This window comes from Spirosoma agri (assembly GCF_010747415.1).
In the GTDB taxonomy this organism is placed as follows: domain Bacteria; phylum Bacteroidota; class Bacteroidia; order Cytophagales; family Spirosomataceae; genus Spirosoma; species Spirosoma agri.
Genome location: NZ_JAAGNZ010000001.1, coordinates 2,549,620 through 2,562,027, shown reverse-complemented (window position 1 = coordinate 2,562,027; position 12,408 = coordinate 2,549,620). Strand labels below are relative to the sequence as shown.

General features: G+C 50.4%; 12 protein-coding genes. 8 read left to right on the top strand and 4 right to left on the bottom strand.

The window, feature by feature from the left end; translation table 11 throughout:
• Positions 1–103 precede the first annotated feature (103 nt).
• The 4 genes from recN (at position 104) to GK091_RS10550 (ending at position 3,373) form a co-directional block, all read left to right on the top strand.
• Positions 104–1,777: a DNA repair protein RecN gene (recN, locus tag GK091_RS10565; protein WP_164037118.1), complete on the top strand. Its 1,674-nt coding sequence runs from the start codon at positions 104–106 to the stop codon at positions 1,775–1,777.
• An 84-nt stretch (positions 1,778–1,861) separates the two neighbouring features.
• The gene (locus tag GK091_RS10560; protein ID WP_164037116.1) at positions 1,862–2,320 is read left to right on the top strand and encodes a viral A-type inclusion protein; all 459 of its coding nucleotides are present in this window, start codon (positions 1,862–1,864) and stop codon (positions 2,318–2,320) included.
• 22 nt (positions 2,321–2,342) lie between these two features.
• Positions 2,343–2,954, top strand: coding sequence for an SCO family protein (locus GK091_RS10555; RefSeq protein ID WP_246202192.1), 612 nt, complete (start codon positions 2,343–2,345; stop codon positions 2,952–2,954).
• Entirely contained in the window at positions 2,951–3,373 is a 423-nt protein-coding gene (locus GK091_RS10550; RefSeq protein WP_164037112.1) for a c-type cytochrome, read from the top strand. Before GK091_RS10555 ends, GK091_RS10550 begins: the two co-directional genes overlap by 4 nt.
• Before the next feature lie 134 nt (positions 3,374–3,507).
• On the opposite strand, the gene lptC is transcribed toward GK091_RS10550, so the two are convergent.
• The 3 genes from lptC to GK091_RS10535 all read right to left on the bottom strand — a co-directional run bounded on the left by lptC (position 3,508) and on the right by GK091_RS10535 (position 6,180).
• Entirely contained in the window at positions 3,508–4,023 is a 516-nt protein-coding gene (gene lptC / locus GK091_RS10545) for an LPS export ABC transporter periplasmic protein LptC (RefSeq protein ID WP_246202191.1), read from the bottom strand.
• A 113-nt stretch (positions 4,024–4,136) separates the two neighbouring features.
• Entirely contained in the window at positions 4,137–5,453 is a 1,317-nt protein-coding gene (locus tag GK091_RS10540; RefSeq protein ID WP_212592952.1) for a hypothetical protein, read from the bottom strand.
• Complete coding sequence (locus GK091_RS10535) at positions 5,410–6,180, bottom strand: type III pantothenate kinase (RefSeq protein WP_164037107.1); 771 nt, start codon at positions 6,178–6,180, stop codon at positions 5,410–5,412. Before GK091_RS10535 ends, GK091_RS10540 begins: the two co-directional genes overlap by 44 nt.
• A 593-nt stretch (positions 6,181–6,773) precedes the next feature.
• Here GK091_RS10535 and rho point away from each other — a divergent pair.
• The 3 genes from rho to GK091_RS10520 all read left to right on the top strand — a co-directional run bounded on the left by rho (position 6,774) and on the right by GK091_RS10520 (position 10,872).
• Positions 6,774–9,068, top strand: coding sequence for a transcription termination factor Rho (gene rho / locus GK091_RS10530; protein WP_164037105.1), 2,295 nt, complete (start codon positions 6,774–6,776; stop codon positions 9,066–9,068).
• Positions 9,069–9,206: 138 nt separating this feature from the next.
• Positions 9,207–10,100 (top strand): sterol desaturase family protein, encoded by an 894-nt coding sequence (locus GK091_RS10525; protein WP_164037103.1) that lies wholly within the window; start codon positions 9,207–9,209, stop codon positions 10,098–10,100.
• A gap of 70 nt (positions 10,101–10,170) precedes the next feature.
• Positions 10,171–10,872 carry a hypothetical protein gene (locus tag GK091_RS10520; RefSeq protein WP_164037101.1) on the top strand — a complete coding sequence of 234 codons (702 nt, stop codon included), beginning with the start codon at positions 10,171–10,173 and terminating at the stop codon, positions 10,870–10,872.
• 42 nt (positions 10,873–10,914) lie between these two features.
• On the opposite strand, the gene GK091_RS10515 is transcribed toward GK091_RS10520, so the two are convergent.
• On the bottom strand, positions 10,915–11,226 hold the full coding sequence (locus GK091_RS10515) for a GNAT family N-acetyltransferase (RefSeq protein WP_164037098.1): 312 nt from the start codon (positions 11,224–11,226) through the stop codon (positions 10,915–10,917).
• A gap of 107 nt (positions 11,227–11,333) precedes the next feature.
• On the opposite strand from GK091_RS10515, the gene GK091_RS10510 reads away from it, so the two are divergent.
• Positions 11,334–12,308, top strand: coding sequence for a helix-turn-helix transcriptional regulator (locus GK091_RS10510; protein ID WP_164037095.1), 975 nt, complete (start codon positions 11,334–11,336; stop codon positions 12,306–12,308).
• Positions 12,309–12,408: the final 100 nt, after the last annotated feature.

Sequence of the window (12,408 nt, the reverse complement as noted above, 5' to 3'; positions counted from 1 at the left end):
CATTACGGCAGCCCGCAAAAGTTGGCTACCAGATATGGACAAACTGCGCCCATTTTTGAACCGCTCATCAACCGGCATTGTTAGTTACGTAAGAGCTTCATCTATGCTATCGCATTTACTGATTAAAAATTACGCCCTGATCGATCAACTTGAGCTTACCCCCGACCGTGAACTGAATATTGTTACGGGCGAAACGGGCGCGGGGAAGTCGATTATGCTGGGAGCTATTGGCTTACTGATGGGCAACCGGGCCGACACCCGAGTCCTTTATAACCCCGAACAGAAATGCATCATCGAGGGAATGTTTGGGGTATCGGGGTATTTGATTGAGCAAATCTTCGACGACGAGGAATTAGATTATTCCGATACCTGCATTGTCCGGCGGGAGATTGGTGTCAGCGGTAAGTCGCGTGCCTTCGTTAACGACACCCCCGTAAATCTGGAAACATTACGGCGAGTGACCAGCCAGTTGATGGACGTTCACTCGCAGCACGATTCTGTCCTGCTCGGCTCCAACGAATATCAACTGGAAATCGTCGATACCTACGCACAGGACGACAATCTTCTCCGGCACTATCGGCTTGATTATCAAAACTACCGTACGAAGAAAGGAGTTTACGATCAACTTTTATCCGAGGCTTCGGCCATGCGAAAAGAGTTCGATTATAACAATTTTCTGTACGAAGAATTAACGAAAGCGCAACTGCAACCCGATGAACAGGAGTCACTGGAGCAGGAACTGAACATTCTCGAAAATGCCGAAGAGATCAAAGAGCGGCTGCAATTGGCCTACGGGTATCTGGACAACGCGGAGCAGTCGGTCATTGACTTTTTGAAAGGTACGGTTGGCAATCTCACCTATATCAGCAAGCTATCCGATCAGTATGAGCAGTTGCTGCAACGAGCCCAGAGCAGTCTGATCGAATTACGGGATCTGGCCGATGAGATAAGCACGGAGCAGGATAATGTTGACATTGACGATGCCCGCGCGGAAACGATCCGTGAACGACTAAATTTGCTCTACCAGCTTCAGACGAAACACCTGGTCAAAAACGTTGCTGGCCTCATCGCCTTACGCAACGACCTGGAGCAGAAAGTCAGCAAGGTGCTCAACCTAGACGATGTGCTTGCCGACGCGAAGGCGCAGGCGGATGCGGCCCGTGAACAGCTGCAGATCAGTGGCCAGACCCTGTCGGAAACCCGGCAATCGGTCCTTCATCCCATCGAGACCGAGATTGGCGGTTTGCTGAAAGAACTCGGGATGCCCAATGCGTCGCTGAAAGTTCAGTCCGAAACAGGCAAGCCAACACCGACGGGCATCGACACAATTTCGTTTCTGTTCAGTGCGAACAAGGGTGTTAAACCGCAACAGCTGAAGAACGTAGCGTCTGGTGGCGAATTCTCCCGATTGATGATGGCGATCAAATACATTCTGGCCAGTAAACGATCGCTTCCAACCATTATTTTCGACGAAATCGATACGGGTGTTTCCGGGGAGATCGCGATAAAAATGGGTAACATGATGCGGGATATGGCGCATAGCCACCAGATCATTGCCATAACGCACCTGCACCAGATTGCCGGACAGGGGAACGCTCATTATTTCGTGTATAAAGATCACTCGGCGTCCAAAACGGTTAGTCGCATCAAAAAGCTTACCTTTGACGAGCGGGTCAACGAAATTGCCCAGATGATCGGCGGTAATAATCCATCGGCCAGTGCTCTCAAAAATGCTCGTGAAATTTTAAAACAACGAGCCGCGCCAAGCCTGAAATAAGGATAAACCTGGGCCTAGACTCGTTCTGTTCCGACTGGTCATCTACTCACTATAGTCTGCTGCACATAGAACCCTATTTTCTCCATGCGTAAACCAAGTCTCTTTTTTTTCTCATTTCTTGTTCTCAGCGGATCGTTCTGGGCCTGTACCAAATCCGGCGAAGAGACTGTCAAACAGGCCGAGAACGACGTTTTTGCCATTCATGACGATGTCATGCCCTTACTGGATGACGTAATGAAAATGCGTAAACTGGTAAAAGCGCGTATCGTGGTCCTTGACAGTACAAAAGCGGCTGTTTCAGCCGCGTCAACGCTTCGTATCGATGAAGAGCGTGATCAGGCGAAACGCATTGTGCAGAATTTGACGGATGCCGACAGCCTCATGATGAGTTGGATGGATCACTACAAAAATGATACGCTTGCCAAATTGCCGTCGGATGATGCACTACGCTATCTGGACCAGCAAAAAGATCTAATTACCGATGTTAAAGCGAAAGTCAACAGTAGCCTCAAGGAAGCTGTACAGTTTTTACAGAAGCCCTAGAAACTGGTTTACGTTACTCAGCTTGCTGATTATTGGAGCCAGTTGTAAGTCAGAGGACGAAAAACTCCCTATTCTGGGTCAGCGGGAGGTCGTGACCAAAAAGGTAAATGGGAAGCCGGTTACCGACTCGGTGTACCATACGATTCCTGATTTTAAATTCGTCAGTCAATACGGTGATACAGTCACGGCTAAAAATCTCGATGGAAAGATCTACGTCGCGGATTTCTTCTTCACCTCCTGCCCAACGATATGCCCGAAAATGAAGGTGCAGTTGAAGCGGGTATACGAAAAGTTCAAGAACAACTCGCAGGTGGCCTTATTGTCGCACACCATTGACCCGGCCCATGATTCAGTACCGGTGTTGAAGGAATTCGCCGATAATCTGGGAATAACAGGTCGTCAGTGGTTGTTCGTTACGGGCGATAAAGAGAAGATCTACGATATTGGGCAAGGTAGCTATATGGTTACCGCGCAACAGGATTCATCGGCACCGGGTGGTGTTGTGCACAGTGGCGCGTTTATACTGGTCGATAAAGAGAAGCATATTCGTGGTATTTACGACGGCACGACGGAAGACGGTGTTGATAAGTTAATGAGTGATATGGAGCGGCTTCTGGCCGAGTATAAGCGATGAAGCGATTTCTCGGCCTTGCTGCTGTTTCCCTTTTTGTTGGTAGTCTTTCCTGCCAAAGTGAGGAAGAGATGAAGCGGGAACGGTACATTACGGAAGGTATTCTGATTTACAAGAACAACTGCGCGAATTGCCATCAGGCTAAGGGTGAGGGTTTAGCCGCTTTGTATCCGCCCATCGCCGGGTCTGATTACCTGGCCAACAAGCAGGAAGTCTATTGCTTGATCCGCTACGGTCAGCGGGGTCCCATTGTTGTCAATGGTAAACCCTACAACCGGCCTATGCCCCCACAGCCGCAACTTAGCGATCTGGAAGTAGCCGAGCTCGTAACCTATATCTACAATGCCTGGGGCGGAGAAAAGAAGCTGTACGACGTCAAGAAGATAACCGCTGCTCTTAAGGAGTGCAAATCGCCGGAATAGGCTTAGCCAATTGGCTTTCAGTCCGTTCAACTAGTCATCCAGCTAAGCGTATACATGAAGAAGTGATCGGCGACACGGACCTAACAGGCCGTTTCACCGATCACTTCTTCCGTATCTGCGTTTTTGATGCCTGTTTAAAGACCGGCTCCCCCCTCGACGTTAAAGACACCGGTTGGTTTCCGAATGGAGTACTGCGTAAAATCCTGATTGGCATCCAGACCAAGACCATATAACTTTTCGCCGGTGAGCTGACTGATCACCGCTACCCGTTTATCCGTAAATACTTTCTTGGTAGCCGGGTTCCAGTTCAGTTCCGGTGTGAGCAGTTTCTCCTGTTTTTGCTTGTTGATGACGACCACATGCCCCATCACCGTGTACAGATCTTTCGCTTTGTCATAGCGCCCGGAGTCTGAATTTATGGTCGTTAGCTCTTCGCCAGTTGGTCCGTAGAAGATAATATTGACCGGCTTTGGGTATTTACGATCGTCATTTACATAGCGATACTGCTTGGGCGTCGTTAGCTTCACTTTTAATAGCGCGGCTTCGCTATAGAGCAGTTTTACATCGTTGATTTCTTCGATTGGCCCGTTGAACGGTTCTACCTTTTTAGCCTGTTTGGGTTCACCACAAGCCATCAACAGACAACTCATGACCAATGGCAAAAGCAACAATCTTGACACTACCTGATTCCTGTTCATCAAACAACCCATGTAGATGCGGCTCAGACTGCACCAAGTTACGCCGGTCAGTCGGTCGGCCCGGCTTAGTCGATAACTGGCTTACGGAACCACCGGTCCGTTAGGGAGAATCCAATAGCAATGCGCACGTATTGTTCCCGAATCTGTGTACTTGACAGCACCCCGCGCTGACCACCGATAACCGATAACGTTACGTGATTGACGTAGTAAGCACCCACTGGCAGTGACAAACCAAGGCTACCGTTGATATCGTTGATCTGCGCACCCTGCACGACGTACGGTAATTTATTGTATTGAAAGCCAGCACGATAAGTGATCAAGTCCGTATATTTATTTGAGCTTGGTTTCGGTGTGTACTCGATACCAGCGGCCACATTCATACCGTCCTTCAGCTTACCCAACTGATCATTTAGTGTTTTGTATTTCCCCCATTGCTGGAAACCAACGTCAACACCAACCAGCAGGCGGTTAGCCCGTTCGATGCTGATACCAAAGTTCGCTTGTTGGGGCAAAGTTGTACGGCCGGTAGCATTATTCCGAAGTGTGTCAGCAACACCAAGGTTCAGACCCGCCAGCGTAGTTTGCTGGTAAATCTCGGTTTCCGTGCCCTTAACTTTTGTAGCGGGGTCATACGTAGCGCCCAAATTAAGCGTCCAGTCCTGGTTCAACTTCGGACGCCAGGCCAGGCCCAGTTTCCAGACGATATCACTGTAATTGGCACGGCTCAGGCGGTTGACGCGCGTATCCTGCGCACCAACGCCTAACTGCTCAATGACCACCCGTGCGTCCGATGAATTCGTGATGTTGCCGAACATAAAAGAGCCCTCCGCTCCCACAAATATGTTCTTGTACAATCGATAACCGGTTGCGAACGACGCCTTGTTCAGTCCGCCACGGCCACTGTAATTGTATTGAGCAGCCGCTGTCGTTCCGACCAATCTGCTCGTTTGTGTGATGTCGTAATTGACAAACGTATAAGGCCTAAGGCTCAATGCCATGCTCCAACGCGAACTGGCCGGAAAGGCTAGTGCCAGATACCCCAGATTACCGCCAAAGCTCCGCTGAACCTGAGTTTCATTGCCAATATTCTGGCTAATCGTCTTTGACTGGCCAACCAGACCAACTTCAAAAACGGTGTAGGGCGGGCGGCTTCCCAACAGAGCTGGGTTTTGCAGATTCAGGTAAAAAGGGCTGGCGTTGCTAATGCCAATGCCACCCATGCCCAAATTTGTGACATTACCAGTTGGGTAGAGCTCTCCAATGCCCAGTGCTGAATAGGGTGAACTACCTAATCCTTGTGCCAGCACGATCGGCGACGTCGCGGCAGTGGCCAGCAAACTAGTGAATAGTACCCGGCTTATCCGCGTGTAAATTCTCAACATTATAGCGTAAAATTCGATTCAATCCCACCAGCACCAACTCCGGCACTGCAAATATCGGCTGTTTCAGACGACTTTCAAAGGCGGATGCGTCGCCACCACATAGCACGACGACAAGATCAGGCCGTTCCTGACGATACATATCAACAATACCATTCATCTCGAAGGCCAATCCGTTCATTACACCACTCTGCATCGCATCCCGTGTGTTCCGGGCGGTCAGGGCCGGCCAATCGACAGGCGGTTCAATTAGTGGCAGACGCGCCGTTTGCTCATGCATGGCCCGGAATCGCATTCGCAATCCAGGCGAAATAAGACCACCCCTGAAAACAGCCTCACGGTCAACCAGATCAGCAGTCAGGCAGGTACCCAGATCAAATACCAGACAATCCTGCCCCGGAAAGCGTGTGATCGCTCCTACAGCCGCAGCTACACGGTCCGTTCCAAGCGTGGTTGGTGTATCGTAATCCTTTCGTATGGGTATAGGCGTTTGCGCGTCCAGCACCCGGATTTCCCTTTTCACGCTCGTCAACAGCAATCGTATTTCATCCGTAGCACGGCTCGTAGACGAAACCAGTACCTGTTCCAGATCGTAGCCCCGCTGCTGCCGATCGACTAAGTCGGTCAGAAACGAATCCACCGAAAAATAACTGCTTGTATCAACTAAGGTCGATTCATCGAACCACCCGGTTTTCAGGCTCGAATTCCCCCAATCAAGTACCAGATTCATGCGCAAATAGTAATCGGCAAGCTGTTTACACAACTTGCTGTCCGAAAGGTAACGACAGTTTTGGGTGCAAACATTGTCAATTTTTATTGATTTAAGGAAATTTAAGGAATTCTGGGCCTTTCGAAGCCCCGAATCATATCAGGCATTTTGGTATCGTTGTCGAATAACATTTCGCGAACCCGAAACATTCTGAATATAAATGGCGTTATGTTGACAAACCCGGATTAATACGTTACCTTTGCTCGTATAAAACCTGCTGGCAGGTAATGCTCTTCCCAAGTAGTAACCCATAGCTGCGACGGATTTCCGATTTTCCAATCAACCATTTTTGTTAACCACCGTGTCTGGCCCCACCAGACTCTCGTGTTTGGATCAAGCAAACTACGTCTCGTTCATTATTTGACTCATTTTCATTGCGTACGTATTCTGAACTTTCCAGGTAAGTTTAGTTTGGCAATCGGCAATCATGCCGGTCGTGTAGTATAGCCACAGACAGCCGCATAATAAACTTCCCTCCCTCGTTCGACCAACTCCATTATTTCACTACTCCCGCAAAGACGGCCATTTATAGGTTTTTTGATAACCTGCACCTTATGTTTAAGAAAGAAGAATTAGATAAGAAGCTTTTATCCGAGCTTCATCCTATTGCTGAGCAATTTGGTATTCGTAACGTTACCAAATTCACCAAAGAAAAACTCGTATACGAAATTATAAAACAACAGTCTGAGAGCCCCAGTGCGGAAGGAGTGGAAGAAGTAGCCCCGGCCGATGAAGCTCCACGACGCGGTCGTCGGATCAAAGCCACACCGGCTGCTGATGCGTCACCCGTTGAAACGACTCAATCTGAGCAGCCTGCTGGCGAAACTCCCGTACTGGCGGATAGTACGGCCACTATTCGTACCCGTCAGCGCGTTCGGCGTGATGCCGATGCCTCCGATCTTCCAGCACCTACTCCAGAAGATGGCATGACGGTGACTGCCGATTCCACACCGATCGAAACGGCACCGGGAACATTCCCAAGCGACACCCAACCGTTACCCGCGGCTTCGGAAAGCACGGAGAATAGCCCCGTAGAGGCCGCCGTTGCGTCAACAGAGAATACTGATACACCCGCACCTGAGCCAACGCCATCTGTTACCCGAAACCGGACTGACAGTGCCCGCGATCGCAACAGCGGCAATCCTTCGTTCCGCTCAACGGAAACCGGTCAGCGGAATGACCGAACGACGAATCCAAATCAACGGACTGACCTGAATCGTCAGCGCAACCAACGGCCCGACGGATCGCAGTCTGGATCACGTGATACAAACGTGCGGCCCCGCCTGGACCAAAACCGGGATGCCGGATCACGGGATACGGGTACGCCCGACCGCGGACAGCGCGATACGACATCGAACCGCCGGGATTTCAACCAGCGGGATGGTGCAACACCAGACCGCAACTCTCGTGACCAACGACCTCGTAATCAACGTGCTGTAGCCGATGATGCCGCCATAAATTTCAACGGACAGCCCGAAGAAGAATTTTTGACACCAACGGTTGTGTCGGATGACAACGTTGCCAACACCAACCTTCAGCCAACCAATGACGGTAATTCGGAAACGTCGTCCGTTGAAGCGGGCAACCAGCAAACGGAAACACCTGCCGAAACGCAGCAGCCTGGCCAACAGCCACAAGCACAGCAGCAGGCCCCGGTAACGCAGGCTACGCGGGAGGCTCAGGAATACCAGAACAAGATACGGCGTCAATATAATCAGCACATCCGCGAATTCGACGGCATCATTGACAACGAAGGCGTGCTGGAAATCATGCAGGATGGGGGCTATGGCTTCCTGCGTTCTGCGGATTATAACTACCTGGCCAGCCCCGATGATATTTACGTTTCGCCATCGCAGATCAAACTCTTTGGGTTGAAAACGGGTGATACAGTACGGGGTGCCATTCGCCCACCGAAAGAAGGGGAAAAATACTTTGCGCTGCTTCGTGTTTCGACCGTCAACGGTAAAACGACCGAAGAAATCCGCGACCGGATTCCCTTCGAATACCTGACTCCCCTCTTTCCGGAAGAGCAACTTCACCTCAGTAATCGCCCCGAAAATTATTCGTCGCGTGTGCTGGACTTGTTCGCTCCTATCGGGAAAGGACAGCGTGGTATGATCGTAGCGCAGCCTAAAACGGGCAAAACAGTCCTGTTAAAAGAGATTGCGAACGCCATCACCAAGAATCACCCCGAGGTATATCTGATCGTGCTGCTGATCGATGAACGTCCTGAAGAAGTGACGGACATGGCACGCAGCGTGAATGCCGAAGTGATCTCGTCAACGTTCGATGAACAGGCCGACCGACACGTCAAAGTGTCGAGTATGGTACTGGAAAAAGCCAAGCGAATGGTTGAATGTGGTCATGATGTGGTGATCCTGCTCGATTCGATCACACGTCTGGCGCGGGCTTACAACACCGTTGTTCCGTCATCGGGTAAAATTCTGTCGGGTGGTGTCGATGCCAACGCGCTGCACCGGCCAAAACGATTCTTCGGGGCAGCCCGGAACGTTGAAAATGGTGGCTCGCTGACGATTATCGCAACGGCCCTGATCGACACCGGTTCGAAGATGGACGAGGTAATTTTTGAAGAATTCAAAGGTACGGGCAACATGGAACTCCAGCTCGACCGTAAGCTCGCCAACAAACGGGTTTACCCAGCCGTTGATGTGATGGCCTCGGGTACGCGTCGGGAGGATTTGTTGCTGGATAAAGAAACGCTGCAACGTGTCTGGATTCTGCGCAAACACATGGCCGATATGAACCCCATGGAAACGATGGACTTCCTGCTGGACCGCATGAAAGGGACCCGCACGAACGAAGAGTTCCTGATTTCGATGAATCGGTAAGTCAATTCCATAACAAGCAAAGCGGCACCCGGTAAACAGCGTTATCTCTGTTTGCCGGGTGCCGCTTTGTGATGCTGAATGTATGGTAGTTGATAACCTCTCCGATATCTGCTAAATTGCACTACGATCAGAAAAAACATGAAAGACCTGATTCAATATGCGATTCCGGGCTTTGTTCTGCTGCTGATAGCCGAAGTTATACTAACGGCCATTCAGCAGAAAGACTACTATGAAGCAAAGGATACGGCCAGCAGCCTGTCGATGGGCATTGGCAATGTTATTGTCGGGTTTGTTGGTAAGGTAATCGTATTCGGGGCTTACTCACTGGTTTACCAGTTTCGCCTGTTCACCATCGATATGACACAATGGTGGGCGTGGGTTCTCTTGTTTTTTGCCGACGATTTCAGCTATTACTGGTTTCATCGCATCAGCCACAGCAGCCGCTATTTCTGGGCTTCCCATGTCGTGCATCATTCGTCCATGAAATATAACCTGGGTACAGCCCTTCGGCAAACCTGGACGGGAACGCTCAGCGGGGCCTTTATTTTCTGGATCTGGCTGCCCCTCGTGGGTTTCTCGCCCGTTGCGATCATGACGATGCAGGCCATTAGTCTATTGTATCAGTTCTGGATACACACCGAGCACATCAACAAATTTCCGGCTCCGATCGAGTTTATTTTCAACACTCCTTCGCATCATCGGGTGCATCACGGCTCCGATCTGGACTATCTGGATAAAAATCATGCGGGTGTTCTTATCATCTGGGACCGCCTGTTTGGCACGTTTGCCCACGAACGCGATCGACCGACGTATGGGCTGACAGCCAATGTCGGTTCCCATAATCCCGTTCGCATTGCCTTCCACGAATGGCTCGCTATTGGCCAGGATGTACGAAAGGCGGGATCAATCAAACAGGCACTGGGTTATATGTTTGGCCCGCCGGGTTGGAGTCACGATGGCTCACGGAAGACCACCAAACAATTGCGTTCTGAACAGTGTCCGACCCATAAAACGGACAAACAACCGTTCTGATCGGTGTTTGTCCATGAACGCTCAATCAATATTTTAACCAGACAGCCATTTTCCGGGTTAGATCAGCGTTATGTTCTCTACGTTGCTACTCGCCTTCTGTCTGGTCAATCCGATACCTGATTCGCTCGCCCCGGTCGACTCATCCACACACCTACGCCCAAAAATAAGACCGGCCTTTAACCTTGATTTTCGAAATTCGTTCCTGGAAAGTCAGGCCGTCAATGTGTGGGGTGTAAATGCGGGTATTGAGTTTGGCGTCAAAAAACATCAGCTGACGCTGGGTTACTACTGGATAAGTTACGCAACCTATCTGAAACTGATCGACTGGCATCGTGATGCCGCCCGGCGCATTAACCTTGGCTACTACACGCGCACAGACATGTGGTTTATGAACCTCCAATACTGGTGGAACATGATCAACAATAAACATTGGCTGGTCAGTATTCCGGTTGAAATAGGGGGCGGGGTTGCCTACGCGCTGCCATTGGACCTCCGGCAGGAAGTGCAGATCGACCGCACAAAGCGCGATTTTTTCGTCCCCATACAGGCAGGGGTATATGGTCAGTGGAAAGCAACGCGCTGGGTCGGATTTAGTGCGCAGATCGGCTATCGTATATCGGTGTTCCAGACCGACATCAACCAGAATTTCAACGGTACGTATTACAGCGTTGGCGTGACCCTTTACCCCAATTTTTTTTCGGATGTATGGAAGGCCGCCACCCGCAAAGCCCGAATCTCGCCCATCCATCCACCCCGATATAGCAAAAAATAAAGCCGCTTATCCCCTTATAAAACGACGTCAATGGGTAGTTTGTCAGAAATCGCTGGCCGTATACGCCGTTGACACAACACGGTTCCAGTCCGGATGCCGCTTGATGTAGACCGATATGAATGGGCACAGTGGCACGATTTTAAGGTTGTTTTGCTCCACGTACGTCAATACACCCTCGACCAGATGGGATCCAACACCCTTTCCTTCCAGACTCGGATCAACTTCGGTATGCGTAAGGGCCAACGTTTCGTCGTCAACGTTCTGGTAAACCACAATGGATAATTTGCCCTCCGTTTCCAGCTCAAAACGGGTACGGTGGGTATTATTTTTAACAGTAGCTTCAGTGAGATTCATCGCTTTTTCAGTTGTCTGGTAGGTTTACTCAATAATTGGAACACTTGTTCGATTACCGGGCTATTTTCGCAACAAAATAGTGCGCGCTGAAATTCACTGACCTGCCTATGAACCGCCTTGACCGTCTGACTGCGATTCTGATCCATCTTCAAACAAAGCGGGTTGTACGCGCGCAGGAATTAGCGGACCGTTTCGGGACCAGTCTCCGAACGATATACCGGGACATCCGGTCGCTGGAAGAAGCGGGCGTTCCGGTTGGAGCCGAAGCCGGTGTTGGGTATTTCCTGACCGACTATCATTTGCCACCGGTTATGTTCACGAATGCCGAAGCGAGTTCGCTGCTGCTAGCTGCCAAGCTCATCGAAAAGTGGACGGATGAATCAGTGCAAACCCAGTTCGATTCAGCCCTGTTCAAAATAAAATCGGTGTTGAAACGTCCCGATCAGGAGCATCTGGACGATTTGAGTCCCAATGTCAGTATAGCGAAAACAATAGCCCGTCCGCCCTATGCCGATGGACTGCTCTCGACCATTCAGCAGGCCATTGCCCGGCACCATGTCCTTGATCTTCAGTACCATTCGCTATACAACGATACCGAAACCAACCGCGAAGTAGAACCCGTTGGTCTTTACCACTACAGCCTGACGTGGCATTTGATCGCCTTCTGCCGAAAACGTCAGGATTACCGCGACTTTCGGCTCGACCGGATTCGCTCGCTCACCGACACAGGCCAGCGATTTGCGCGCCACGAACGCTTATCGTTGCAGGAATACCTCGCTCGGGAACGAAGCTGTCCGGACATGCCACTCATCAATGTTACGCTGGTCATACAAAAAACCATTGCCCATTATTTCCGGGAAGCGCCATTCCCCGGAAGTTTTGTTTCTGAAGAAGATCTGGGTACTGGTGTTCGCGTACAACTTAACACGCCTTATCTGGAAGGCTTAGCCCGCTGGCTGCTGACCTACGGCACAACCATCACGATCGAACAACCCGATCCGTTATTGGCATTGATGCAAACGCTCTCGGAGGAACTTCGGGATCACTATGCATCCGTTTTTTCGCAGGATACCGTCCTGTAATTGAAAAAATGCGGGTGTTTGACGAGGTGTTCATACGCCGTATCTCCAAGATACGGCGTATGAACACCTCCACTAATACTCTCCTGCGAGAAACTCCTGC

Excerpts from the sequence above, each read along its gene's own strand:
- recN (WP_164037118.1), top strand. The coding sequence starts at position 104 with ATGCTATCGCATTTACTGATTAAAAATTACGCCCTGATCGATCAACTT.
- GK091_RS10560 (WP_164037116.1), top strand. The coding sequence starts at position 1,862 with ATGCGTAAACCAAGTCTCTTTTTTTTCTCATTTCTTGTTCTCAGCGGA.
- GK091_RS10550 (WP_164037112.1), top strand. The coding sequence starts at position 2,951 with ATGAAGCGATTTCTCGGCCTTGCTGCTGTTTCCCTTTTTGTTGGTAGT.
- lptC (WP_246202191.1), bottom strand. The coding sequence starts at position 4,023 with ATGAGTTGTCTGTTGATGGCTTGTGGTGAACCCAAACAGGCTAAAAAG.
- GK091_RS10540 (WP_212592952.1), bottom strand. The coding sequence starts at position 5,453 with ATGTTGAGAATTTACACGCGGATAAGCCGGGTACTATTCACTAGTTTG.
- GK091_RS10535 (WP_164037107.1), bottom strand. The coding sequence starts at position 6,180 with ATGAATCTGGTACTTGATTGGGGGAATTCGAGCCTGAAAACCGGGTGG.
- rho (WP_164037105.1), top strand. The coding sequence starts at position 6,774 with ATGTTTAAGAAAGAAGAATTAGATAAGAAGCTTTTATCCGAGCTTCAT.
- GK091_RS10525 (WP_164037103.1), top strand. The coding sequence starts at position 9,207 with ATGAAAGACCTGATTCAATATGCGATTCCGGGCTTTGTTCTGCTGCTG.
- GK091_RS10520 (WP_164037101.1), top strand. The coding sequence starts at position 10,171 with ATGTTCTCTACGTTGCTACTCGCCTTCTGTCTGGTCAATCCGATACCT.
- GK091_RS10515 (WP_164037098.1), bottom strand. The coding sequence starts at position 11,226 with ATGAATCTCACTGAAGCTACTGTTAAAAATAATACCCACCGTACCCGT.
- GK091_RS10510 (WP_164037095.1), top strand. The coding sequence starts at position 11,334 with ATGAACCGCCTTGACCGTCTGACTGCGATTCTGATCCATCTTCAAACA.